This window comes from Sorangium sp. So ce1153 (assembly GCF_051521595.1).
GTDB lineage: Bacteria > Myxococcota_A > Polyangia > Polyangiales > Polyangiaceae > Sorangium.
In genome coordinates this window covers 9,586,409-9,611,776 of record NZ_CP150361.1, presented here as the reverse complement: position 1 = coordinate 9,611,776, position 25,368 = coordinate 9,586,409, and the positions used below count along the sequence as shown (strand labels likewise).

Sequence of the window (25,368 nt, the reverse complement as noted above, 5' to 3'; positions counted from 1 at the left end):
GTGCTCCGTGGCGAGCGGTCGCGTCACTTGATCTCGCCGGACGTGCTCCTGTAGCCTCGGTCAGCTTTGGCGGAACCTTCATCCGAAGGTGGTGCCGAAACGGGAGGAAATCATGAGCGGTAGGGGTGCGCGAGGCGACGGCTCCGGCGTGAACCGTTACTTCCAGTTCGGCGACAGGCCGTTCCTCAAGGGCGTCGGCACCACGTCGCCAGAGGCGTGGTTTCTGGGCTCGAAGGCCGAGAACGCGGACGAGCTCGAGAAGCTCATCGTGGAGGCCATCCGGGATCACGCGTTCTGGCGGCGGAACTTCCACCCCCAGGACCCCACGCACATCACCGAGCAGTCCAAGCGGCACCCGTCCTATCTCCACGCGATGGACACGCTGAAGGACAACCTCCGATCACTCATGTCGTTCCTCAAGAAATCGGTGCCCTTCTTCAGCGCCCGATACCAGGGGCACATGAACTGGGACACCTCGCTCCCCAGCGTGCTCGGCTACTTCGCGGCGATGCTGTACAACCCCAACAACGTCGCTTTCGAAGGGTCCACGGCGACCACGATCCTGGAGATGCTCGTGGGCGACGATCTCTGCCGGATGCTCGGCTACACGGTGCCAGAGGAAGGCGCGGTCGACGAGAAGGCCATACGCCCATGGGGGCACATCACCTGCGGCGGCACGGTCGCGAACATCGAGGCGATCTGGTCCTCCAGGAACTTGAAGTTCTACCCGTTGTCGCTCCGCGACGCGCTGAAGTCCGAGCCGAGCCTCTCGGCGGCGCGTGAGCTCGTCGTGACCACGTGCGACGGCAAGCGCGCGCCGCTCGGCGCGCTCGACGCCTGGTCGCTCCTGAACCTCAAGGTGGACGAGATTCTCGCGCTGCCCGCGCGCATGACGCAGGAGTACGGCATCCCGAGCGATACGATCACGGCGGCGATGGCGGGCCACTCCCTCCAGCACCTCGGGATCCAGGAGCTCTACCGGCGATGTGGGGCGGACCTGCCGTGCTCGCCTGTGTTTCTCGTCCCCGCCACGAAGCATTACTCGTTCCCCAAGGCAGCGGCGGTGCTGGGCATCGGCTCGGCGAACGTGCTCGACATCCCCGTGGACTGCGACGCGCGGATGAGCCTCTCCGCGCTGGAGGCGACGCTGAAGCGTTGCCTCGACGAGCGGCGGGCGGTCTACACCGTGGTGAGCGTCGTCGGGAGCACGGAGGAGAGCGCGGTCGATCCGCTGAAGGCGATCCTCGAGCTGCGCCATCGATTTCAGAAGGCGGGGCTCTCGTTCACGGTTCACGCAGACGCCGCATGGGGCGGCTATTTCGCCGCGATCCTCCGCCCCGACGAGGGGCCGCGCGCGAAGGACGCGCCCTCGAGGCCTGCGGCCGAGATCGGAATGAGCAGGTACGTGACGTCGCAGCTCTCGGCGCTCGGCCGGGCGGACTCGATCACGGTGGACCCGCACAAGTCGGGCTATGTCCCTTACCCGGCCGGGGCGCTCTGCTACCGGAACTCGGCGATGCGCGACATGGTGACGTTCAAGGCCCCCTACATCGTGCACGGGGACGCGGAGCCGACGGTGGGGATCTACGGGCTGGAAGGGTCGAAGCCGGGGGCCGCGGTGGCGGCGGTCTACCTGAGCCACAAGGTCATCCGACCCACCCGGAGCGGGTACGGACAGATCCACCGCAGGGCCCTGTTCAACTGCAAGAGGTTCTACGCGCGGCTCCTCTGCATGGCCCACCCCGAGGATCGCTTCGTGATCGTCCCGGTGCCGCGGCTGCCGGCGGAGGTCGGCGGCGGCGACGCGGAGGCCGAGCGCGAGTTCATCCGCGAGCGCATCGACCGACGGAGCATCGAGGAGCTCCTGGCCGACCCCGAGGCGATGGCGCTGCTGCCAGAGCTCGGGCCCGATCAGAACATCCTCACCTACGCCGTGAACTTCAAGCACCCGGACGGCTCGCTGAACACGAACCTCGACATGATGAACCGATTGAACGCGGCCATCTACGAGCTCTTGAGCATCGACCCCGGGGACGACATCTATCGCTATCGGATGATCGTGAGCACGACGGACTTCAGCGAGGAGCAGTACGGCAATGTCTTCATCGAGGACTACAAGCGGCGCCTCGGGGTCTCGGGGTCGCCGGGGTCCACGGTGACGGTGCTCCGGTCCACGACGATGGCGCCCTGGTTCCTGGAGTCCCCGGAGGGGTCCACCCTGGACGTGCTGGAGCACGAGCTCCGCGACGCCATACACAAATCGATGATGCGGGATTCGATGTTCCAGATCTTCGAGGAGATCGACGCGAACGGGGATGGCGTGCTGGACGTGCCCGAGATCATGGCGAAATTCCGCGAGAAGGGCTTCCGCGACGGCGAGATCGACGAGTTTCTGCGGGTGTGCGACATCGACAGGGACGGCACCGTGTCGCTGAAGGAGTTCCTCGGCGCGATCTCTCATTTTCTCGCCAAGGCGAAGCTCTCGGGCAGAGAAGCGAAGGTCTAGTTCCGCACTTCAGAAATCCTGCCAGGGATCTGCCTCGCGAGCGAAGAGAGATTTAGCGCAAAGACGCCAAGAGCGCGAAGACACAAGGTCCCCGGCAGGCGCGAGGACGCTCACGCGAGCATCGGCCTCCGGCCCAGGAGGCGCCCGTCTCAGGGCCAGGTCTCGAGCACCGCGGCGATCCAGTTGTCTGGATCCCGGAAGTCGGGATCCTGCTCGACGCTGAGGAAGCGTCCGGTGTAGCTCGCGGCCGGGGTACGACAGACCCGGCTCGCCGGCACACCGTTGAGGAACCTGCCCTGGACATTGGTCGTCGCGTTGAGCGAGCACACGCCGGCGCCCGGGACCCCGACCTGCCATGTGGGATGATGGGCGCGCAATCGGTCCCTGAGCTCCAGCGCCCTGTCTCCTTCCACGGGAGCGACATCCATTCCGTGGGAGAGGTATACATCCACGTCAGAGCAGGTGTTCTCCGCCATGCCGTGCCATTGAATGAGCCACCACGGACGCGATCCATAGAAGTTCGCGAGCTCCAGGTGCGTCGCATGGAACACGTTCGCCACGTTGTGGGCGCTGTCGGAGATCGTCATTGAGCTCTGGCAGGTGCTGGTGATGGTGCTCGCCCTGCGATGAGCGCCGGCCACGAGGAAGCTGCGGGATCTCGTCTCCTTGAAGATGGTGATCGCCTCGGTCTCCGTTGCCATGTCCGAGATGGGGTGCGCTGTCGTGTGGATGAGCTCCCGCTCGGCGGCCGCGTCCACGACGAAGGCGCCGAAGCCGCGATCGACGATCCCGTCCTCGTCCCCGTCGCCGCTCTCCATGAGCAGACAGTACCTGCGCCCGTTGCCGGCGTCGCGAAAGGACCGGATCCGCATGAACGAGGACAGGCTCGACGGGAGCGAGAAGCTGCATGCGCCGCGCATCATCGTGCGAGCGACGCTCCGCCAGGCGTCGATCTGCGTGGCGCTGGGGACGACGAAGATATCCGAGTCTTCGCCTGGCATCTGGTCGCGGATGCACGCCGCGAGCTCCTCGAGGGTCGCGCTCGACGAGCAGGTGAGCTGCGCCGCGAGCGTCGTTCGCGGCGCGACCAGGACACTGGCGCCGAGCAGGAGCAACATCGATCGTTTGGACTGCATGATGGATACACCTCCAGACCGGGGTTCATGGGCGATATGGACCGGCGCTCCCGCGAGGCGCGCTCTCCGCACGTCGGCACCTGAACGAGGCGCTCCGGGCGTCCCCGGAGCGGCGCTCAGCGCGTCACAGACGCTTCAGGTGCGCGGTCGCTCGTCGCTTTCTTCGCGGTCAGCGTGATGGTCGCCAAGCAACGTCATCAATCGCGGGGCGACGAGTGCAAGGCCGGGGCCTCCGGGGAGACGAGCGAACTGTGCGGCCTGTTCGCGGTCGCTGCGGCTACGACACCGCAGCATCGCTTGACCCGTTCGGCGCCCCTCTCGCCCTCGCCGTGGGTCGCTCGACATATCCCGTGCGCCTCGGGCGGGAGGAGGCTGTGCGCGGCGCTCGGGTCCAGCGCGGGGTCACCGAGGTCATGGCGGCCCTGTTCGACGAGGGCGCGGCACCAGCTCAGAACAGCGACAGCTGCCGCTTCGCGCCGCTCATCGCGTCGAAGTCGGCCCCGCCCAGCCACCGGAGCACCGAGTCGGCGATCGGCTTGAGCTGCTGCGACACGTAATGGTCGTAGTCCGGCGGCGCGGTCGTCTGGCCAGCCGGCTCGGGGCCCGCGCGCGTGATCACATAGGCCACGATCCGCCCCGCGTCCCCGCCCAGCTTGCGGGCCGCCTTGACGTGCGGGGGCGTCGTCTTCGTGTAGGCGCCGAGCGGCTTCCGCAGCGCCTTCTTGTAGACGAGCTCCGCGTCGAAGCGGCCCGCGCGCAGATCTGCCACGAAGGTCCGCACGAAGGCCTCCACCGGGCGATCGTGGAACACCAGATCGAGCAGCTCCCGCTGGAAGCGCCGCGCCACCGCGCTCGCGTCCCGCCGGACCGCCTCGAGCCCGACGATCTCGAGCCGGCCGCCCTCCTCCCCGGCGACGAGGCCCGCGTAGCGCTTCTTGCTGCCCTGCGCGGCGCCGCGCAGCTCGGGCAGGAGGAAGCGGGCATAGACCTTCTCGAACTCGAGCTCCAGCCGGCTCTCGCAGCCGAAGGTCCGCTCGATCTGGGCGGCGACGGACTCCGACACGATGGCGCGGAGCTCCTCGGCGCGGGCGAGCGCGCGGGCGGCGTCGGGCTCGCCGCTCTCGACGAAGAGCGAGTCGGTGTCGCCGTAGAGCACCCGGTGCCCGGCCCGCCGCACCGCCTCGGCCGCGAGCCGGATGACGTGCTGGCCGGCGCTCGTGATCGCGTTCGCGACGGCCGGGGAGAACAGGCGCGACGCGGGCGAGCCGAGCACGCCGAAGAGCGAGTTCATGAGGATCTTGATCGCGGTCGCGCCGCGCTCGTCGCCCGCCCGCCGCGCGTCGGCCCGCTCGTCCCAGAGGCGCGCGACGAGCTCGGGGAGGATGCCCGGCTCGCCCCGCCGGAAGGCCGCGCCCCCCGGCGTCACGATGAGCGACTCTGGCGGCGCGCCGTCCCCGGCCACGAACGTCAGCGGGTCGATGTTGAACGTGCGGATCAGGCTCGGATAGAGGCTCTTGTAGTCGTAGACGAGGATGTTCCGGTAAAGCCCGGGGACCGGATCGAGCACGAGGCCGCCGGCGATCTCGACCTCACCGTCCGGCGCCTCGCCCGACACCGAGGGCGCGACCTTGCCGCGGGCGCGGAGCGCGGGCAGGTAGAGCGAGTCGATCGCCGCGATCTGCGCGCCCACCCGGTCGACCTGCATGCCGGTGAGCAGGCTCCGCCGCACCGAGAGCTCGACCAGCCCCGTCTTCTCCAGCAGATCGCGGACGAGGCGGGCGTCCTCGAGGTTGTACTCCGCGAGCCGCGCCGGGTCGTCGTGGTACGACGCCTCGATCTGCGAGCCCCTGTCGTCGGGCCCGAACAGCTTGCCGCGCCCGAGGATGGTGCGCGCGGCTGTCTCGAGCCGGTAGTCGTCGAGGCGCATGAAGGAGCTGCGGAGGAGCGCGAGCCCGTCGAGCACCACGCGCCCCTGGAGGATGGCGCGCCCTTCGCGCGAGAAGCCCGGGTCGCGCAGGATCGAGATCTCGTCGGCTCCTCTCCCGAGCGCGCACGAGAGCCCGGCGCGGCGGCAGTAGCGCTGGAGCGCGGGCAGGTCGAAGTCCGGGATGTTCCAGCCGGTGAGGACGTCGGGGTCTGCCTCGGCCACGTGCGCGAGGAAGCGCTCGAGGCACGACCGCTCGTCGGGAAAGCGCTCGACGTACGCGGGGAGCCCGCCGGGCGCGGGCTCGTCGCGGACGAGGAAGCAGCGCTCGCCGCCGGCGCCCGCGACCCCGACAGCATAGAGTTGCTCGCCGTCGAGGCTTGTCTCGATGTCGAGCGACAGCGCGCGCAGCTCCGGCACGAAGGTCGCGGGAGCGAGCTCGGGGTTGCGGTACACGCGCCCGACGCCGGGGCGCAGCTCGAACGGCCCGGAGATCGCGAATGCCCCGCGGATGCCGCGGTCGATGAGGAAGCGGTAGGCGAAGCGCACGTCCGCCTCGAGGCAGTCGGCGCCCGCCTCGCCGAGCCTGTCGCGCAGCGCCGCGGCGTCCCGGGGGAGGGCGGCCTCGATGCGCAGCACCGGCTCTCCGTCGAGCGTCTCGAGCGCCGCGGGGGAGACGCGGTTCCCTGCGAGCTGCCGCGCGATGTCCTCGTCGCGGGCGCGCACGAAGAAGTAGGGCCTGAACCTGTCCTCGATGATGAGCGCCGGCGCGCCGTCCTCCATCACCGCGTAGAGATGGACTTCCGGGCATCCGGCGACGACCCGGTAGGTGGGCGTGAGGATGAAGCCGCGGTCAGGCATGTGCGGTCGCGCGAGGGCCTCCGGTCGAGCTCATCGCCAGCGCGGGGCGGCCAGGACCGCTCCGCGCCACGCTGCACTTGACCACCGGGGCCCGTCCCCCGCAAGCCCTGTCGCCCGCGGCGCCGGGGATTTCCCGGAGGGGCGCGAGGGTCCAGGGAAGCGGGCCTCCGCCGGAGAGGGCGCCTCATCGCGGAGGAGGCCTCGATTGCGCGGGTTCTGCCGAGGTGCCAGCCCTTGACGCGAGGGCGCGAGGTCCAGAGACGTCGCGCCGGTGATCCGCCCGGGTGCGCGGTGATTGCGCTCCTTGGGTGTCGCCGGGCGGCGAGATGGGCAGTGTGGTCCCGTCGATTCCGTCGAGAGCGGGTCCGCCGATTGCTTAACAGTCCAGACGTGATGACCCGCGGGCGTCCATGGATTTTCCGTGGACCGCGCGCGGAAAGCAGGGAAGGGGACCAGCCATGATGCGCCATCATTTCAGGCATTGCTTCGCGGTGATCGCCGCGCTTGCCGCGAGCGTCCTTGGCAGCGCCGCGCACGCGTCCGGGCGGGGAGGTCACGCGCAGCTCTCTCCGCAGCAGTCGAGGTCGCAGCAGCAGGTGAATCTGCAGCAGCAGGTGAATCTGCAGCAGCAGATGAATCTGCAGCAGCAGATGAATCTGCAGCAGCAGGTGTCGCAGCAGGCGAGCCCGAAGGGTGTTCAGTCTCAGGTGGTTGACGGCGCGATCGCGGGGGTGATCTCGGCGTCCAACCAGTTCGAGATCGTGCAGGCGACGATCGCGCGCCGGCAGGCGAGGTCGCGCGAGGTCAAGGATTTCGCGCGGGAGATGCTGGAGTCTCACAGCCAGTCGGCGCGTCGTCTGAGCGCGCTGCTCCAGCGCCTCCGGATCAAGGTGCAGCCGACGCGGGTGAGCTCGATGCTCATCGGCCACTCGTCAGTGGTCGCCGCTTACCTGCGCAGGCAGCCGGCCCGGAATTTCGATCAGGCGTTCATTGCCGCCCAGGTGATGACGCACCGCCACACGCTGCGGATGCTGGACGAGCAGCTCATCCCGAGGGTGAAGGATCAGGCCCTGAAGGAGGAGCTCCAGCGCATCCGCGGCGAGGTCGCGAGCCACCTGGACTGTGCGCAGGCGATCCAGACGACGCTGGCCAAGCAACAAGCAACCCCCCATCGGGGTCGCTAGTCCCGCCGCGGTTCGCCCCCCTTACCCACCGTAGGCCCCCGGAGGGGGTGTTCGTCGCGCGGGGTGGGGACGGGCAGATGTCTGAGCGCCATTGACGTCCTGTGTCTGGCGTGCGCAGCACGCCGGGCACAGGACGTCCCACGCGAGTTCTGCCCGTCCCTGCCCCGCGCGACGAACACCCCCTCCGGGGGCCGTGCCCCCGTCAGGGCGCGAACACCGCGCGCATGCACCCGTCCGCGCGCTCCTCGAACAGCCTGTACCCGCGCGCCCCGTCGTCCAGGCACAGCCGGTGCGTCACGAGGTACGACGGATCGATATCCCCGCGCTGCATGAGGTCGAGCATCCTCGGGATGTACCGCGGCCCGTGCTGCTGGCCGGTCCTGAGGATCAGCGCCTTGTTCATGAGCGCGCCGAGCGGGATCTTGTCGGCGAACCCGGCATAGACGCCCATGATCGACACCGTGCCACCCTTGCGGCAAGCCAGGATCGCCTCGCGCAGCACGAGCGGGCGGTCGTTCTGCAGCCGGAGCGCCTGCTTCACCCGGTCGACCGCGTACTGCAGGCCCGAGCCGTCGGCCTCCATGCCCACCGCGTCGATGCACGCGTCGGGCCCGCGCCCGCCCGTCAGCTCGCGGAGCGCCTCCTGGACGTCGACCTCCTCGTAGTTCAGCACGTCGGCCCCGCCGTGCGCCTTCGCCATCGCCAGCCGATCCGGCACCCTGTCGATGGCGATGACGCGCTCGGCGCCGAGCAGATAGGCGCTCTTGATCGCCATCTGGCCGACGCCGCCGCACCCCCAGACCGCCACGACCTGGCCCGGGCGGATGTCGCAGAGCTCGGCCCCCATGAAGCCCGTCGTGAGCGCGTCGGAGGCGAACAGGGCGCTCTCGTCCCGCACCCCGTCGGGCACCTTGAACGCGCCGTGGTCCGCGAACGGCACGCGCACGTACTCGGCGTGGCTCCCCGCGAACCCCCCGAACGCGTGCGAATAGGCGAAGATCGCGGCCGTCGTGTCGCCGAGGATCCGGTCCGCCACCGCGTGGTGTGGGTTCGAGTTGTCGCAGAGCGACCACAGCTCGCTCTGGCAATACGCGCACCGCCCACACCCGATGATCGACGACACGACCACCCGGTCGCCCCGCTGGACCCGCCTCACCTCCGCGCCGGTCTCCACGACCTCGCCGAGGAACTCGTGCCCGAGGATGTCGCCCTCCTTCATCGCCGGGATGTACCCGTGGAGCAGGTGCAGGTCCGAGCCGCAGACCGACGAGAGCGAGACGCGCACGATGGCGTCATGCGGGCTGAGGATCCTCGGCTCGGGCACCGACTCCACCACGATGTCATTCACCCCGTTCCAGCAGATGGCTCGCATGGTCACGTCCTTTCACCGCCGGCCCGGCCGGAAGGCTGTCCCGCCGTCGTCGGGATCTCGCCGATCTCGATCCATTGCCTCAGCCGCCGCAGGTCGCCCCGCAGCCGCCGCCTGGGCAGCTCCGCGAGCAGCTTGCCGGCCGCGCGCGCGACAGGCCCTCTCGGCCGCGCGCCGGGCAGGACCGCCTTGACCTCCGTGCCCCGCTCGCCCGGCGCGCTCGAGAGCGACACGACTCCTGTCCTCCCGTGCTCCCGGCCGCCCACGCCGATGGCCCAGATCGTCGCGGTCCCCTCGCTCGCGCCCATCTCCGCGCGCCCGACGCTCTGCAGGAAGCGCCGGACTCCCTCGGCGTCGTGCAGCGCGCGCAGCACCGCCGCGCGCGGCCTGCTCACCGTCACGCTGCTCGCGATCCGCGGCGCCGGGACGCCGAGCGCCCGCAGCACCGGCGCCGCGAGCTCGGCCCCGAGCCCCGCCCGCTCCTCGGACAGCCCGGTGAGCCGCTCGTAGGCGCGGTAGGCCGCCGTCTCGACGCGGCTCCACAGCCGCCGCGCGATTCCCCTCTTGCCCGGCAGCGGCGCGCACTGCCCGCCCTGCCTCATCGCGCCCAGCTGCTCTCCCAGCGAAGCGCTCTCCTGCTTCGCCGGCGGCGCGCCCGCGCCCGCGCCCGCTCCCTCGCCCGGCGCCCGGCGTGCGGCCTGCTCCACCCGCTGCGCCGCGGCGCGCGCGCGCAGGACAGCCTTCGCTCTTCCCATCTTTCCCCCTTCGAGCCTCGTCCCGAGAGCCCGCGAGGGCGTGTTGCAAGCACACGGCCACTCACGATGATCCAGCCGCTCACGGCTCACCGCTGCTCCGCTCCTCCATCGCCCTTGCGAGCGGCCCCAACCAGGACTTCGTCTCCAGCGCGCGCTCTGCGGCGCTCGAGACGAAGACGGATTGCAGCGTGGAAAGAAGAAGGTTGCGGGAACCGAACTTCCGGGCGATACTCCGCACGCCAGGACGTTCTTTGGGTTTCTTAGATCACATGATGTCCGGCGTAAGGTGACTCCTGATTAGCCTAAGGTAGATACGGAGATACGAGCCCATGAAGAATAGAATTTTCCTGCATGGCTTGAACTTGGCCCTTTGCGGTCTGGCGGTGGGGGCGTTCGTTGCGTGCGGCGACGACGGCGGTGAGGGGAGCGGCGGCGCGGGCGGCGGCTCGGGCAGCACCACGTCGGGCAGCGTGAGCTCGACGACGACGACCACGGGGACGACGGACCCCACGACAACGTCGTCGTCGACGACGACGACCACGACCGCGACGACGGGCGTGGGCGGCGGTGGCCCCCAGACCGTCGAGATGATCGATGACATGGAGGACAACGACAACGCCATCCTCGCCGCGGGGGGCAGGGTCGGGTACTGGTACACCTTCAATGACGGGAGCGAGGGCGCCACGCAGACCCCTCCGCCCGATCCGGAGGGCACCGGCGAGACGCCCTTCACGATGACGGAGCTCGCTCCGGCGCGCGGGCAGAGCACCACCGCGGCGCGCTCGTGGGGGAAGGGCTTCGAGACGTGGGGCGCCGGCTTCGGCTTCGATCTGAGCAGCCCCGAGGGGGCCAAGGCCGCCTATGACGCCTCGGCGTTCACGGGCATCACCTTCTGGGCGAAGATCGGCGCGGGCTCGGTCGAGAGCGCGACCGTCATGATCTCGGACCCGGGCACGGATCCCGACGGCGGTGTCTGCACCGACGAGTGCGACAAGTGGCAAAAGACGCTCGCCCTCACCGAGGAATGGCAGCAGTTCACGATTCCCTTCGCGGACCTGAAGCAGGGCGGCTGGGGAACTCCGGCGGGCTCTGAGCAGATCGACGCGACCCAGCTCTACTCGATCCAGTTCCAGGTCGGCGCCGCGCCCGAGTTCGACGTCTACATCGACGATCTCGGCTTCTACAACTGAGCGCCCGCGCTAGCGCCCGAGGGCCCTCGACCTGAGGGCCCTCATCCACTGAGGGCCCTCGACCTGAGGGCCCTCATCCACCGAGGGCTCTCATCCACTCTGCGCCTGCCGCGACTCCAGCCAGCCCCGCTGGCCCCAGCGGCGACCCGGGTCGCGCGGCTTCTCCGCGCCCGCCGAAATAATTGCTTGCATCGCGGGCGCGCCCCGGGCAAACGTGGCCGCGCGTCGCACCTGCTCCCAGGACAATGTCCCTCCTCGAGCTCGCATCGATAACGAAGCAGTTCCCGGGCGTGAAGGCCCTCGACGGCGTGTCGTTCGACCTCCAGCAGGGCGAGATTCACGCCCTCTGCGGCGAGAACGGCGCGGGCAAGAGCACGCTCATCAAGATCCTCTGCGGGTACTACCCGGCGGGGACCTACGGCGGCGAGATCCGGCTGTCCGGCCGCACCGTGGAGTTCAGCGGCATGCGCAGCGCCGAGGAGCACCGGATCGCCCTCATCGCGCAGGAGCTCGCGCTCGTCCCCGACCTCACCATCGCCGAGAACCTGGTGCTCGGGCGCGAGCCCATCCGCGGGGGGCTCATCGACTGGGACGCCGTGCGGACCGTGGCGCGGGAGGCGCTCGCGCGCGTGGGGCTCGACGTCGACCCCGAGCGCCCGATCAAGGACCTTGGCATCGGCCAGCAGCAGATGGTCGAGATCGCGAAGGCGCTGCTCAAGGACGCGAAGATCCTCGTCCTCGACGAGCCCACCGCGGCGCTCACCGACTCCGGCGTGAGGACGCTGCTCCGCCTGCTCGACGACCTGCGGTCCCGCGGCGTCTCCTGCATCTACATCAGCCACCGCCTGGAGGAGGTCTTCGAGATCGCCGACCGCATCACGGTGCTCCGGGACGGGAAGTCGATCACGACGCAGCCGAGGGCCGCGCTCTCGCCCGACAAGGTCATCTCGCTCATGGTCGGCCGCGAGGTGACGAACCTCTATCCGTGCCCGCCGGCGCCGGAGGGCCCGGTCGCGCTCTCGGTCGAGCGCTGGTCGGTCGAGGACGCCGGGCACCCCGGCCGGTTCGTCCTGCGTGACGTGGGCTTCGAGGTGCGCGCCGGCGAGGTGCTGGGCATCGGCGGCCTCATGGGCGCCGGGCGCACCGCGCTCGTCTCGACCCTCTTCGGCGCGGCCACGAGCCGCGTCACGGGCACCGTCTCGGTCCGCGGCGGGCCCGCCGCGCCGCCGTTCAGGTCGCCCTCCGAGGCGATCGCCGCGGGCATCGCGCTCGTCAGCGAGGATCGCAAGCGCTTCGGCCTCGTGCTCGAGGCGACGCTCCTCGACAACATCACGCTCGCGACCCTGCGGCGGTTCGTGAAGGGGCTCTTCCTCGATCACGCCCAGCGCGAGGTCACCGCGGTCGAGCAGATGAAGGCGCTCCGGACCAAGGCGTCGGGGCCGCTCGCGCTCGCCAACCAGCTCTCTGGCGGCAATCAGCAGAAGATCGTGATCGGCAAATGGCTGATGACGGGGCCGCGCGTGCTCCTGCTCGACGAGCCGACCCGGGGCATCGACGTCGGGGCCAAGGCGGAGATCTACCAGCTCATCCACAAGCTCGCTTCGGACGGGCTCGCGGTGGTGCTCGTCTCCTCCGATCTGCCGGAGCTGCTCGGCATGAGCCACCGCGTGCTGGTCCTCTCCCAGGGCAGGATGACCGCCTGCCTCGATCGTCAGGACGCCACGGCCGAGCGCGTGATGGCCGCAGCAACGAGGAAGGTGACGGAATGAGCGAGGCGAAGCTTCGCGTGCGTATCCCCTGGCGCGCCCTGTCGATGGTGGGCTCGCTCATCGCGATCTGGGTCGCCTTTTCGATCACGACCGACGGGACGTTCGTGACGCCGCGCAACCTGACGCTGCTCGCGCGGCAGATGTCGGTGACCTCGATCCTGGCCATCGGCATGGTGATGGTCATCGTCGCGGGGCAGATCGACCTCTCGGTCGGCGCGCTGGCCGGCCTGCTCGGCGCCGCGTCGGCGATTGCCTACGTGAACCTCGGGCTGCCGCTGCCGGCCGCCTTCCTCCTGCCGGTCGTGCTCGGGGCGGTGCTCGGCTTCGTGCAGGGCGCCCTCGTGGCGCGGCTGCGGATACCGCCCTTCATCGTCACGCTCGGCGGGATGCTCATCTTCCAGGGGTCGATACTCGGCACGACGGGCGGCGTGTCCATCTCGCCGGCGCGCCCCTACCTGTTCGTCGGCCAGGCGTACGTGCCGCACGCGCTCGGCTGGGCGGGCGCCGGCGTGCTCTGCCTCGTGCTGCTGTACAAGGCGGCGCGCGCCACCGGCCCGGCGCGCTTCCCGTGGATCGGGCTCGCCGCGTTCACCGTCGCGTTCGCCGCGCTGATGAACTCGTACCAGGGTGTCCCGTTCCCCGTGCTGCTCGTCCTCGTGCTCGCGACGGCGTTCACGGTGCTGGCGAAGCACACCGCGTTCGGCCGGCACCTCTACGCGATCGGCGGCAACCGCGAGGCGGCCTTCTACTCCGGCATCAACATCGATCGTCACCTCATCGCCGTGTTCACGCTGATGGGCGTGATGTCGGGCATCGCGGGCGTCGTGCTCACCGCCCGCGTCGGCTCGGCGACCTCGGACGCCGGCCGCATGATGGAGCTCGACGCGATCGCGGCCGCCGTCATCGGGGGCACGTCGCTGCTCGGCGGGCAGGGCACGATTTGGGGCGCGCTGCTCGGCGCGCTCGTGATGGCCTCGCTCGACAACGGCATGAGCCTGATGAACACCGAGAGCTTCTGGCAGCCGATCATCAAGGGCGTCATCCTCATCCTCGCCGTCGGCATCGACATGGCCAGCCGCAAAACCCGCGCCCACTAGAGCGGCGGTCACCCGCTTCGGATACGGGCCCATCTCGGCGTTTTCGGTGCTCAGCGCACTGGAGTGCGCTTGCGCGCCGAAAATGCCGAGCTGGACCCGTCTCCTGTGCGGGTGACCGCCGCTCTGTGTCGCATGTACCAGACGTGGGTGAGCCCCGCTCTGGTCAACGCGTGAGGGCGGAAGACCGAGCTGGGGGGCGGTCGGGTGGGGGCACGTTGGGGCGCTCCGGAAGGCGCGCCGGCGTGGGGGCAAACGGAAGCGCTTTCATGGGGCGGCGGTCGGCTGGGCTCGGGTGGGGGCGCTGAAGAGATTGCGGCCGAGGGCGCGCGCGGCGGCAAGGTGAGACGCTGGATCCTGCGTTTCTGATTCGTGCAGGAGCTCGGACGTCACGACGCGTGCGCCGCAGTAATCGAAGATCCCATGGTCGATCTGCGTCTTCATGGCGCCGTAATAGCCGTGCCGCTCGTAGGTTCGCGCGTCGCTGCCCGCGATGGCGACGAGATGAACCCGGAGGTCGCGAAGCTTCTTCACCAGCCCGGCTCCCGGGCTGAAGTCGAATGCCCAGCCGTTGGCGAACACACGATCGATCCACCCCTTGAGAAGCCCCGGCATCGACCACCAGTAGACAGGATAGACCAGCACAAGGGCATCGGCGCGATCGATCCTCGCCTGCTCGGCGACAACATCGGCGGGCGGCGGCGCCTGCCCCCGATGAACGGCAAGATCAGCCGCGGTGAACCTCGGATCGAAGGCCTCCGCCGCGAGATCCGCGAGCTCGAAAGAATCGCCGGATAGGGACACCCCCTCAGCAACCTGCGCGGCAACGCCGTGGGTGAGCGACCTGGGATCGGGATGCGAGACGACGAGGAGCGCGTGCATCTTGAAACTCCTGCTTGCTGATCACAGAGGCATAGCCTGTTACCTTTGGTAGGTTACCTTTGGTAGTTTGTTGTGTCAAGCGCCAGAGAACCGGCTTCATCCGAGCGCGACGGCGCGGGTGAGCACCTCGGAGCGCGAGGCGACCACGGCGGCGCGGGGCGACGGAGCGACCCTCGCGAGTTCATGGGGGCAGGGCCTCCGCCCTCGTGGGGGAGGGCAAGCGCCGGGAGCGCTCAGCGCCGCGCGGGCAGCGCGCGGAGGCAGACCTCGATCCCGGCGCGGAGGTTGCCGTGCGTGGTGACGCCGGAGAGGTCGACCCCGAGGCCGCACAGGGACTGAGCGACGGCCGGCCCGATGCCGGTGAGGACGCCGCTCGCGCCGAGCAGGCGGATCGCGCGGACGATGCGGACGAGGTGGTCGGCCGTCGCGGCATCGACGCTCTCGATGCCGGTGACGTCGATGATCGCGAAGCGAGCGCCCGTGCGCACGACCTCGTCGAGGAGCTTGCTGGTGACGTCGCCCGCGCGCGCGTCGTCGAGCGCGCCGATGAGCGGCACGGCGAGCACGCCCGCGGCGACCTGCAGGATGGGCGTGGACAGGGCGCGGATGAGCGCCTGCTGGCTCTGGATGACCGCGAGCTGATCGGCGATGGCCTGCCGCTGCTGCTCGAGCTCGGCGATGGTGGCGGCCATTTGCGCCTCGTGCTCCCGCTGCGCCGTGATGTCGTGGCCGATGGCGAGGATGTGCGTCGTACCGTCCTGCTCGACCAGGGGCACCTTGATGATCGACATCCACCGCACCTCGCCGTTCGGGCGCGTGACGGGCTGAACCCTCGAGACCCGCTTCATGCCCGCGAGCACCTCCCGGTCCATCTCGTGGATAGTGGCGAGCTCGGGGCGGGAGGACGGCAGATCGGCCACGGTCTTGCCCACCGCCCCGTCCACCGTGAGCTCGTACATCTCGGCGTAGCCCTTGCTGACGAGCTTCATCTTGCCTTCACGATCCTTGACCGTGACGATGATCGGGATGGTGTCGAGCACGAGGCGGATGAACTGCCGCTCGCGCTCGAGGGCGAGCTCTGCCCCCTTGAGCTCGGTCGTATCCATCCGCAGGCCGACGAAGCTGCCGTCGGCGAGGCGGGTGCTCTTGAGGGTGAGCCAGCGGTCCCCGAACCGCCGCACGTAAACCTCCCCGGGGCGGCGATGGTCCGCGAGGCGACCGGCGACCCACTCGTCCTCGCTGAGGCCACTGTGGAGGTGGATCCCCTTCCGGCAGCCCTCGCGGACGACGTCCTCGAACGTATTGCCAATCTGGATGGCAGAGGCACATTCGGGGTAGAGCGCCTTGTACGCCGCGTTGAAGTAGCAGAGCCGCTCGTCGGCGTCGTAGATGACGAAGCCGACGTCGAGCGCCTCGGCGGCCGCTTGCAGGCGCGCTCCTTGCTCGCGCGCCGCCTGCTCGGCCCGGCGTTGCTCGGTCACGTCGCGCAGCGCGAGGAGCACGGCGGCGCACGCGCCCGACGGAGCGACGAGCGGGCTCAGGCTCCCCTCGGCGAGGACGGCGCGCTCGTCCGCGAGGCGGAGGGTGAAGTCGGGCGGCAGGGCGCGCGGGGCGCGATCGCGGAGCACCTGCTCGAGCAGCGCGCCGAGGGGCGGCTCGGGCCGCAGGGCCTCCTCGACGGGCTCTCCGCGCGCCGTCGCCCCGGGGGTGGAGCAGAGGCGCTCGGCGGCAGGGTTCAGCGCCAGGATCCGGCCGGTTTCATCGAGCAAGAGCAGCGGGTCGACGCTGCAGGTAAAGGCGAGCGAGTAGAGATCGACAGGAGCGTCGCTGGGCATCGAGACGAGCGTAGAGCAAGATCTCCTCAGGGTGGCGCCCGTCGAGATCCCTCCGGCCGCGCCCGCTCGTGAACCTGGTTCGCTCCGGTGACCCGGGCTGGTAGACTCGGGCTGTCAAATGGACGTCGACACGGAGGCCGTTCTCCAGGTGTTCCTGGCGGAGACCGAGGATAGCTTCATCGACCTTGAAGAGTCGATCATCCGACTGGAGACGCACGCTGACGACTCCGAGACGCTGGGCAGGCTCTTCCGCCGCGTGCACTCGCTCAAGGGGAACGCTGCGTCCCTCGGGTTCGCGAAGATCGCCGAGTTCGCGCACGCCGTGGAGAACGTGCTCGAGGGGCTGCGCGGCCGGACGCTGGCGGTGACCGGGGAGCTCGTCACCCTCCTGCTCCAGTGCGTCGACGTGCTCCGCGGCATGATCTCGGCGGCGGCGACCGGGATCGACGAGCTGCCGGTCGAGGGGGTCGCCCTGCTGCATCGGCTCGTGCTGGAGCTCGGGCACCACCCCGGAAAGCTCGGCGTCGAGCCGGCGTCGCAGCACGTCGCGCCACCTCCGGAGCGGCTGAAGGGGCGGGCGCAGACGCTCCGGGTGGACGTCGAGAAGCTCGACCGCATGCTGAGCCTCATGGGCGAGATGACCATCGCGCGCAGCCGGGTGAGCCGGATGCTCGAGAGCCCCGAGGAGCTGCAGCGCGCTGATCTCGCCCAGAGCCACGAGGAGGCAGATCGCCTCTTCCTGGAGCTGCAGAGTGTCATCATCGAGGCGCGCATGGTGCCGATCGGGGACACGTTCCGCGGCTATCTCCGCGCCGTCCGCGACCTCGCGGCGGAGCACGGCAAGCTGGCCAGGCTGACGATCGAGGGCGAGGACGTGGAGCTCGACACCCGCGTCGTCGAGCACATCCGGGAGCCGCTGACCCACATGATCGGCAACGCCCTCGATCACGGGATCGAGCGACCTGCCGAGCGCGTCTCCCGCGGAAAGCCCCCGTGCGGGAACATCGTCCTGCGCGCCCGCCACGAGTCGGGCACCGTCGTCATCGAGATCTCGGACGACGGCGCCGGGATGGACCGCGCCAAGATCCTGGAGCGCGCCCGGGCGCAAGGCCTCATGGACGAGTCGAGCCAGCCGTCGGACGCGGACCTCTACCAGCTGATCTTCCAGCCGGGCTTCTCGACGGCAGCCTCCGTGACCTCGCACTCGGGGCGCGGGGTGGGCATGGACGTCGTGCGCCGCAACCTGGAGGCGATCCGCGGCTCCGTGAGCGTCCGCAGCCGTGATCACGAGGGCTGCACCATCGTCCTCTGCGTTCCTCTGACGCTCGCCATCATCGCCGGCTTCACGGTCGCGGTCGGCGGCGAGATGTATGTCCTGCCGCTCGAGGCCGTCGAGGAGTGCGCCGATCTGCCCGAAGGCGAACAGCGCCGGGGCGCGTGCCGGGGGCTCCTCAGGTTGCACGACCGCCCGCTGCCCTATGTGCGGCTCCGCTCGCTCTTCAACGTCGAGGCCGCCCCGCCGCGGCGCGAGAGCGTCGTTGTCGTCCGCCTCGATGGAGAGCCGGTCGGGCTCGTCGTCGATGAGCTCCACGGCAGGGCGCAGACGGTGATCAAGCCTCTCGGCCCGCTCCTCCAAGGCCTCCCGGGCATGTCGGGCTCGACGATCCTGGGCGACGGCACGGTGGCGCTCATCCTCGACGTCGCGGGCGTCTGTCGCCTCGCCTTGCGGGACGGGAGCGCGCCGAGCGCGGCGCGCCTGGCGGGCGGGTCGTCGCTCGAGGAGAGGCGCCGATGGTGAAGGCACGACCGGAGGAGACGAGGACGATGGAGCAGGAGCGGGCGAAGCTGGAGCAATTCCTGACCTTCTTCGTCGGCGGGGAGGAGGTCGCCATCAACATCCTCCAGATCCGGGAGGTCATCGCCTACCAGCCCCCGACGAGGATCCCGGTCGCGCCGGCCCACCTCCGGGGCGTCATCAACCTCCGCGGCGCGGTCGTGCCCGTCGTCGAGCTGGCGCTCCGGCTGGGGCTCGCCGTGGCCCCCGTCTCGAAGAACACGTGCGTCGTCGTGGTCGAGGTGATCGTCGACGGCAAGCTCACCATGGTCGGCGTCGTCGTCGAGAGCGTCGGGCAGGTCGTCGATCTCGCGCTGTCCGACATCGAGCCGCCGCCCACCTTCGGCATGGCGCTCCAGCCGAGCGCCGTGCTCGGGCTCGGCAGGCTCGAGGCGAGGTTCATCCCCATCCTCGACATCGACGCGCTGCTCGCCGAGCGCGTCGCCCTCCACGCCGCGCTGGAGGGCGGCAAGCCCGACGCGCCGCTCCCTGAGCTGCCGCCCCAGTCGGACGCCGCCGAACCCGGCGAGGCCGCGGCGCCGGGGCTGCGCGCCCCGTGATGGCGATCAGCGACGCCGAGTTCGCGAGCTTCCGCGCGCTCGTCCTGCAGGAGACCGGGATCCACCTCTCACCGGCGAAGAAGGCGCTCCTCGTGGCCCGCCTCGCCGGGCGGCTCCGGGCGACGGGGAGCCCCTCGTATCGGGCGTACCTCGGGCTGGCCATGCAAGAGCCGGAGGAGCTGCTCCGGCTCATCGACTGCATCACCACGAACGAGACCCGCTTCTTCCGCGAACCCAAGCACTTCGACTTCCTCGCGCGCGAGGTCTTCCCCGCGTGGAAGCAGGGCGCCTCCGCGGGGCGGCGCTCGCGGCGCATCCGGGCGTGGAGCGCCGGCTGCTCCACCGGCCAGGAGCTCTATTCGCTCGCCATGGCGCTGCTCGATCACCTCGGCGACGACGGCGGCTTTTCGTTCGAGCTCCTCGGGACCGATATCTCCACCCGGGTCCTCGACAGGGCCGCCCACGCGATCTGGCCGATCGAGGCGGCCGCCGACATCCCCGAGCGGTACCTCAAGGCCTTCATGCTCAAGGGCAAGGGGCCGCAGGAAGGGAAGATGATGGCCGGGAGCGAGATCCGGCAGATGGTGCGGTTCCAGCGGCTCAACCTGATCGAGGAGCGCTATGCCCTGACAGGGCGCTTCGACCTGATATTCTGCCGCAACGTCCTCATCTACTTCCAGAATGACACGAAGCAACGCGTCATCGAGCGCCTGATGAGGTATCTCGCGCCGGGCGGCTACCTGCTCTTCGGGCACGCCGAGGGGCTGTGCAGCGCGGCCAGCCACCAGCTCGTCCGCGTGCTCCCGACCGTGTACCGGCTTGCGCCCGACGCGGAAGGCGAGGGGCGCCGCCTGGAGGCGCGCTAGAAGCGCGTGAAATCCCGCTCGTTCACCGGGTTCGAGGCGCCGTTGCGCCGGGCGCCTGCCGCGCTGCCGGCGCTGCGAGGCGCCGCCAGCGCGCTCCCCGCGCGGCTGGGCCCGACCCGCGGCGGCCCCTGCCTCTCCTGGTCGCCGTACGTGACGCGGAAGAACGAAAGGACCTGCTGAAGCGACTCGGCCTGCGTCGCCATCTCCTCTGCCGTCGACGCGAGCTCCTCCGAGCCAGACGCGTTCCCCTGCGTCACCTGGTCCACCTGCGCCATGGCCTTGCTCATCTGGGCGACGCCGGCGGCCTGCTGGCTGCACGAGGCGGCGACCGCCTGCACCAGCTCCGCCGTGCGCCGGATGCTGGGGACCAGCTCCGTCAGCAGGTTGCCCGCGCGCTCGGCGATCCGCACGCTCGACGAGGCGAGCGCGCCGATCTCCTTCGCGGACGCCTTCGAGTGCTCGGCCAGCTTGCGCACCTCGGCCGCCACGACCGCGAAGCCCTTGCCGTGCTCGCCGGCGCGGGCCGCCTCGATGGTCGCGTTCAGCGCGAGGAGGTTCGTCTGGTAGGCGATCTCCTCGATCACCGAGATCCGCTTCGCGATGGTCTGCATCGCCTCGACGGTCTCCTTGACCGTCCTTCCGCTCTCCTCCGCGTCGGCCGCGCCCCGCATCGCCAGCCGCTCCGTCTCCCGGCTGTTGTCCGCGTTGTGGGCGATGGCCTGGCTCATCTGCTCCAGGCTCACCGTCGTCTCCTCGATGCTCGCGGCCTGCTCGCTCGTACCCTGGGCCAGGGCCTGCGAGGTCGTCGAGATCTGCTCCGACGCCGAGCCGAGCGTGCCCGCGGTCTCGCGGACCTCGCTGACCACCTCCGAGAGCCTGGACGTCATCGCGGCGAACGCGAGCCCCAGCGTGTCGTTGGCCGATCGCGGCTTGACGCTGACGGTCAGGTTGCCGGCCGCGAGCTGATCCGCGATCTGGGCCATCGCGTTCGTCGACTGGACCAGGTCGCGCGTCGCCGCCTGGAGCTGCCCGATCTCGTCGTTCCGCGTCACCGCCACCTCGTCGCGCACGTCGCCCACCGAGACCCTCCTCGAGAGCTCGACCACCTGCTGGAGGGGTCGGGTGATGGAGCGCGCCAGGTAAATGCTCGCGAACAGGCCGGTCACGAGGGTGAGCAGCGGCGCCAGCCAGGCGAGGAGCATGGCGCGTTCGATCGTGAGATCCGCCGCCGCGCCGCGCGCGCTCATCGTGTCGTGGTTGATGTCCTCCAGCTCGGTGAGCCGCACGAAGATCCTGTCCTCGAGCGATCCGAGGACGTCGTTCGACATGCGGTTGGCGTCGTCGAGCTTGCCCGCCTGGACGAGCTTGATCACGTCCTCGCCGCGCCCGTAGTACTCCTCGTCGAGCTGGTCGATCTCGGTGAGCAGGACCTGCTCGCGCTTGCCGAGATTCAGCTGCTGGAAGCTGGCCTGCCAGCGCTCGAACTCCTTCTTCCCGTCCCGCCACTGCCGGACGAAGACCTCGTCCTTCGAGGCCAGGTAGCTCCCCATGTCGTCGGCCTGTCCCGTCCTGGCGACCTCCATCTCCAGCGCGGCGCGGACGGCCGGGTAGTTCACGTCGGTCACCGTATCGAGCAGCGTGCCGAGCTCGTGGTTCGTACGCCAGGAGACGTACGAGAGCACGATGATGCAGAGGACGAACGCGGCGGCGTTGAGCCCGAGCCTCATGCCGATCGTGAATCTCATGCTCCGAGCTCTCCATCGGCAGGATCCACCGGCGGGCGCGCGGCCTCGCCCGGCGCGCGCCGCGCGGGGCGGGCGCTGTCGCGGAGCGCCGCGCCCGCGTGCGCCGCCAGGACGCGGAGGATCTCGTGATCAGCGGCCGACAGCGCTGGCTTCTGCGCGAGCAGGCGGAAGACGGCCAGGGCGCCGAGGCGCTGGCCCTCCGCGACCAGGGCGACGCACGCGGTGAGCCCGTCGCTCTCCTCGACGTCGCCCTCGGCGAAATACGGCTGGCCGCTGGCCACGACCTGGCCGATGCGGCCACAGGCGAGCGGGACGCGGGTGTAGGGGGTGGGATCGATCCCGAAGGCGCCCCCGAGCTGGAGGTGCGCGCCGTCCTCGTCGAGCTCGAAGATGGCGAGCTCGCTCGAGCCGACGATGCTCTCCACGAGCTCCCGGATGGCGGTGTAGATGGCGCCGCGGCCTCGCGCGGCGCGGAGCCGCTCCACCGTCACGAACAGGTGCGCGAGGTGCGTGCTCTGCGCCTCCGCCTCGACGTAGCTCGCGTAGAGCCGGCGCGACGCTCTCTCGAGCTCGGACACGCGCGCCTCCAGCAGGGCCCGCTCCTTGCGGTACGCTGCGATCTTCTGCCGGAGCGCCCGGGCTCTCCTGCCCGCTCCGCCGCGCTGCGCCTGCCGCGCCCCGGCGAGCGCCGCGATCGCCCCGCGAGACCGGCCGCCCCCCACGCGCCCAGGATGGTCCGCGCCGCCCAAGGTCATACGCAACCTCCGTCGCCCCGCGCTGTCACTGACCGATGTGGTCCTTGACCTTGTCCAGGAGCTCCACGCTCCGTACGGGCTTGAGCACGTAATCGGAGCACCCGCTACGAAACGCCTCCTCCATCCTGTCCAGCTCCCCGCGGCTCGTGACCATCACGATGGGAGTCTGGCGGGTCCCGCCGTCCGCGCGCAGCTGGCGGCAGGCATCCAGCCCGTCCATCAACGGCATCACCATGTCCAGCAGGATGAGATCCGGCCGCTCCGCGCTCGCGACGGCGAGGGCCTGGCGGCCGTCCTTCGCTGTCACGATGTCATAGCCACGCTGGAGGATGATCCGGTGAAGCATCAAGGCCGTCTCCGAGTCATCCACGATCAGAATTTTCTTGCGTTGCACGTTGCTGTGCCCCCCCCACCGTCGTGCTCCCCCAGGTGCATCGCTCCGGTTCCAGCGAGGATACACACCTTGCGCGCTCGGATACGGATAAAATCTGTGCGCCGCGCGCGTACGTCCGTCCGTGCATCGCTCAGCTCGGCGCTCGCGGTGGCGACCAGAAGGACGCAGCTCCGGAGGACATGTACGGGCGCGTGCTCCGGGCGCTTCGCGCACCGACGACAGCTCGGTCCTGTCGGCGCTGACGTCGGTCGCCGTCTCCGCGGCTCGCGGGCGAGGTGGAGCCGATTGGGCCGCGCCAGCGAGCCTGATTGACCTCCTCTGTCCAGCGTGCGCAGCGCGACGGGCACAGGACGTCCCAGGCGAGCTCTGCCCGTCCCCACCCCGCGACGAACGCCCCTCCCCGGGGCGCCGGGCGGACTCGAGATCCGCAAAGCGATCTGCTCCCTCCGGCGACGCGCGCCTCCCTCCTGCATCCAATGGCCACCTGCGCATACGCATCCGGCAGGCGAGGATGAGGAGGACGCATGGCCGAACAAGGCAAGAGGGGCGCGAGCCCGGAGATCAGCGCGCAAAGCAAGATCGATAGCCTGGAACCTCACCGCGAGGACCTGACCGGCACGGTCCTCTCGACCGACCAGGGCATCCGGATCGACAGCACCGACGACTCGCTCAGGGCAGGGGCGAGGGGGCCGACGCTCCTTGAAGACTTCCATCTACGCGAAAAGATTACTCATTTTGACCACGAGCGCATCCCCGAGCGCGTCGTCCACGCGCGCGGCTCGGGGGCCCACGGCTACTTCCAGGTCTACGAGTCGATGGCCGAGTACACGAGGGCGGCGTTCCTGCAGGACCCGAGCGTCAGGACGCCGGTCTTCGTGCGGTTCTCCACCGTGGTCGGCTCGCGCGGGTCGGCGGACACGGTCCGCGACGTGCGCGGCTTCGCGACGAAGTTCTACACCGAAGAGGGGAACTTCGACCTCGTCGGCAACAACATCCCGGTCTTCTTCATTCAGGACGGCATCAAATTCCCGGACGTGATCCACGCGGTCAAGCCGGAGCCGGACCGGGAGATACCACAGGCCTCGTCGGCGCACGACACCTTCTGGGACTTCATCTCGCTCATGCCGGAGTCGACCCACATGGCCATGTGGGTGCTCTCGGATCGCGCCATCCCGCGGAGCTTCCGCATGATGGAGGGCTTCGGCGTCCACACCTTCCGCTTCGTCAACGCGCAGGGCAAATCCCGCTTCGTCAAGCTGCACTGGAAGCCGCTCCTCGGCGTCCACTCCCACGTCTGGGACGAGGCGCAGGAGCTCGCCGGCAGGGATCCGGACTTCCATCGCCGCGATCTCTGGGACGCGATCGAGCGGGGGGATCACCCCGAGTACGAGCTCGGCGTGCAGATCATCGAGGAGGAGGACGAGTTCGCCTTCGACTTCGATCTGCTCGACGCGACCAAGATCGTGCCCGAGGAGCTCGTGCCGGTCCGCCGCATCGGCAAGCTGACGTTGAACCGCAACCCGGACAACTTCTTCGCCGAGACCGAGCAGGTCGCCTTCCACACGGCCAACATCGTGCCCGGGATCGACTTCACCGACGATCCGCTGCTCCACGTCCGGAACTTCTCGTACCTCGACACCCAGCTCCTGCGGCTCGGCGGCCCGAACTTCCCGCAGATCCCCATCAACCGCCCGCTGGCCCCGGTCCACAACCAGAACCGGGACGGCTTCATGCAGCAGCGGATCAAGCAGGGCCGGGCGCACTACGTCCCGAACTCGCTCGCCGGCGGATGTCCGGTGACGGCGTCGTGGGAGACGGGCGCGTTCGTGCACCACGCCGAGCGGGTCCTCGGGCTCAAGCTGCGCGCGCGGAGCGACACCTTCAAGGACCACATCACCCAGGCGAGGCTCTTCTGGAACAGCCTCTCGCTGCCCGAGAAGAAGCACCTGGTCCGCGCGGCGCGCTTCGAGCTCGCCAACGTCGCGACAAAGGACGTCCGCGAGCGCATGGTCGCGCGGCTCGGCGAGGTCGACCTCCAGCTCGGCAGGCTCGTCGCCGAGGGGATCGGCGTCGCCCCGCCAGCGGGCCAGCCCCAGGTGCCCTCGAAGGGCAAGGCCACGGGCAAGCGCTCCGTGGACGCCTCGCCGGCGCTCAGCATGGAGAACACGGTGAAGGACACGGTGAAGAGCCGGCTCATCGCCGTGCTCGCGGCCGACGGGTTCAGCGGCGCCGAGCTCGCGGCGGTGAAGGCGGCGCTCGAGGCGGCCGGGGCGCACGCGCAGGTCGTGTCGACGCGCCTCGGGCCGATCCCGGGCGACGACGGCAGCACGGTGGAGGCGGACCGGACGCTGCTCACGGCGAAGTCCGTCATGTTCGACGCGGTCTACGTCCCCGGCGGGCGCGCCAGCGTCGAGGCGCTCTCGGCGATGGGCGAGGCGGTCCATTTCGTCAACGAGGCCTTCAAGCACTGCAAGGCGATCGGGGCGACGGGCGAGGGCGTCGCGCTCCTCTCGTCGTCGCTCATCCAGGGCGTGGCGCTGGCCGGCGCGTCGGGCGCGGGGCCGCTCCTGTCCGACAAGGGCGTGGTCACGCTGCGCGACCCCGCGGGCCTCGCGCCGTTCAGCCAGGAGCTCCTCCGGGCGATCGCGCAGCACCGCCACTGGGATCGCGAGGACGTCGCGCAGATCCCCGCCTGACCACATCGCCCGC

Annotated in this window: 18 protein-coding genes; 9 read left to right on the top strand and 9 right to left on the bottom strand. The window is 70.0% G+C overall.

The genetic code is table 11. From position 1 onward, the window contains the following. Window positions 1-112 precede the first annotated feature (112 nt). The gene (locus WME85_RS34435) at window positions 113-2,506 is read left to right on the top strand and encodes a pyridoxal-dependent decarboxylase (protein ID WP_437827351.1); all 2,394 of its coding nucleotides are present in this window, start codon (window positions 113-115) and stop codon (window positions 2,504-2,506) included. A gap of 149 nt (window positions 2,507-2,655) precedes the next feature. Here WME85_RS34435 and WME85_RS34430 read toward each other — a convergent pair whose 3' ends face one another. Together WME85_RS34430 and WME85_RS34425 are read right to left on the bottom strand one after the other, a co-directional pair. Continuing rightward, entirely contained in the window at window positions 2,656-3,642 is a 987-nt protein-coding gene (locus WME85_RS34430) for a hypothetical protein (protein WP_437827350.1), read from the bottom strand. 448 nt (window positions 3,643-4,090) lie between these two features. Continuing rightward, window positions 4,091-6,427: a DNA polymerase II gene (locus WME85_RS34425; protein ID WP_437827349.1), complete on the bottom strand. Its 2,337-nt coding sequence runs from the start codon at window positions 6,425-6,427 to the stop codon at window positions 4,091-4,093. Between the two features lie 458 nt (window positions 6,428-6,885). On the opposite strand from WME85_RS34425, the gene WME85_RS34420 reads away from it, so the two are divergent. Beyond that, entirely contained in the window at window positions 6,886-7,611 is a 726-nt protein-coding gene (locus WME85_RS34420) for a DUF4142 domain-containing protein (protein WP_437827348.1), read from the top strand. Between the two features lie 202 nt (window positions 7,612-7,813). On the opposite strand, the gene WME85_RS34415 is transcribed toward WME85_RS34420, so the two are convergent. Next, on the bottom strand, window positions 7,814-8,983 hold the full coding sequence (locus WME85_RS34415) for a zinc-dependent alcohol dehydrogenase (protein WP_437303304.1): 1,170 nt from the start codon (window positions 8,981-8,983) through the stop codon (window positions 7,814-7,816). 2 nt (window positions 8,984-8,985) lie between these two features. Beyond that, window positions 8,986-9,735 (bottom strand): hypothetical protein, encoded by a 750-nt coding sequence (locus WME85_RS34410; protein ID WP_437827347.1) that lies wholly within the window; start codon window positions 9,733-9,735, stop codon window positions 8,986-8,988. 329 nt (window positions 9,736-10,064) lie between these two features. On the opposite strand from WME85_RS34410, the gene WME85_RS34405 reads away from it, so the two are divergent. The 3 genes from WME85_RS34405 (at window position 10,065) to WME85_RS34395 (ending at window position 13,791) form a co-directional block, all read left to right on the top strand. After that, window positions 10,065-10,925, top strand: coding sequence for a hypothetical protein (locus WME85_RS34405; protein WP_437827346.1), 861 nt, complete (start codon window positions 10,065-10,067; stop codon window positions 10,923-10,925). A gap of 245 nt (window positions 10,926-11,170) precedes the next feature. After that, on the top strand, window positions 11,171-12,694 hold the full coding sequence (locus WME85_RS34400) for a sugar ABC transporter ATP-binding protein (RefSeq protein WP_437827345.1): 1,524 nt from the start codon (window positions 11,171-11,173) through the stop codon (window positions 12,692-12,694). Then, window positions 12,691-13,791 (top strand): sugar ABC transporter permease, encoded by a 1,101-nt coding sequence (locus WME85_RS34395; RefSeq protein ID WP_437827344.1) that lies wholly within the window; start codon window positions 12,691-12,693, stop codon window positions 13,789-13,791. Before WME85_RS34400 ends, WME85_RS34395 begins: the two co-directional genes overlap by 4 nt. A 264-nt stretch (window positions 13,792-14,055) precedes the next feature. Here WME85_RS34395 and WME85_RS34390 read toward each other — a convergent pair whose 3' ends face one another. Next, window positions 14,056-14,670 (bottom strand): NAD(P)H-dependent oxidoreductase, encoded by a 615-nt coding sequence (locus WME85_RS34390; RefSeq protein ID WP_437827343.1) that lies wholly within the window; start codon window positions 14,668-14,670, stop codon window positions 14,056-14,058. A gap of 233 nt (window positions 14,671-14,903) precedes the next feature. Further along, window positions 14,904-16,505, bottom strand: coding sequence for a PAS domain-containing protein (locus tag WME85_RS34385; RefSeq protein ID WP_437827342.1), 1,602 nt, complete (start codon window positions 16,503-16,505; stop codon window positions 14,904-14,906). A gap of 118 nt (window positions 16,506-16,623) precedes the next feature. Between WME85_RS34385 and WME85_RS34380 the strand changes: the two genes are divergently transcribed. The 3 genes from WME85_RS34380 to WME85_RS34370 are packed head-to-tail and all read left to right on the top strand — an operon-like array spanning window position 16,624 to window position 19,765. Further along, entirely contained in the window at window positions 16,624-18,303 is a 1,680-nt protein-coding gene (locus WME85_RS34380; protein ID WP_437827341.1) for a chemotaxis protein CheA, read from the top strand. Continuing rightward, a complete protein-coding gene (locus tag WME85_RS34375; protein WP_437827340.1) occupies window positions 18,297-18,899 on the top strand; it encodes a chemotaxis protein CheW in 603 nt (200 codons plus the stop codon). The genes WME85_RS34380 and WME85_RS34375 overlap by 7 nt, the downstream gene beginning before the upstream one ends. Next, a complete protein-coding gene (locus WME85_RS34370) occupies window positions 18,899-19,765 on the top strand; it encodes a CheR family methyltransferase (protein WP_437827339.1) in 867 nt (288 codons plus the stop codon). Before WME85_RS34375 ends, WME85_RS34370 begins: the two co-directional genes overlap by 1 nt. Here the strand turns inward: WME85_RS34370 and WME85_RS34365 are convergent. Genes WME85_RS34365 through WME85_RS34355 form a run of 3 tightly spaced genes read right to left on the bottom strand, consistent with a single transcriptional unit; the run spans window position 19,762 to window position 22,635 of the window. After that, entirely contained in the window at window positions 19,762-21,510 is a 1,749-nt protein-coding gene (locus WME85_RS34365; protein WP_437827338.1) for a methyl-accepting chemotaxis protein, read from the bottom strand. The genes WME85_RS34370 and WME85_RS34365 overlap by 4 nt on opposite strands. Beyond that, window positions 21,507-22,265 (bottom strand): GAF domain-containing protein, encoded by a 759-nt coding sequence (locus WME85_RS34360; protein ID WP_437827337.1) that lies wholly within the window; start codon window positions 22,263-22,265, stop codon window positions 21,507-21,509. The genes WME85_RS34365 and WME85_RS34360 overlap by 4 nt, the downstream gene beginning before the upstream one ends. 25 nt (window positions 22,266-22,290) lie before the next feature. Continuing rightward, window positions 22,291-22,635: a response regulator gene (locus WME85_RS34355; protein ID WP_437827336.1), complete on the bottom strand. Its 345-nt coding sequence runs from the start codon at window positions 22,633-22,635 to the stop codon at window positions 22,291-22,293. A gap of 548 nt (window positions 22,636-23,183) precedes the next feature. Between WME85_RS34355 and WME85_RS34350 the strand changes: the two genes are divergently transcribed. Then, window positions 23,184-25,355, top strand: coding sequence for a catalase (locus WME85_RS34350; protein ID WP_437827335.1), 2,172 nt, complete (start codon window positions 23,184-23,186; stop codon window positions 25,353-25,355). Window positions 25,356-25,368 lie beyond the last annotated feature (13 nt).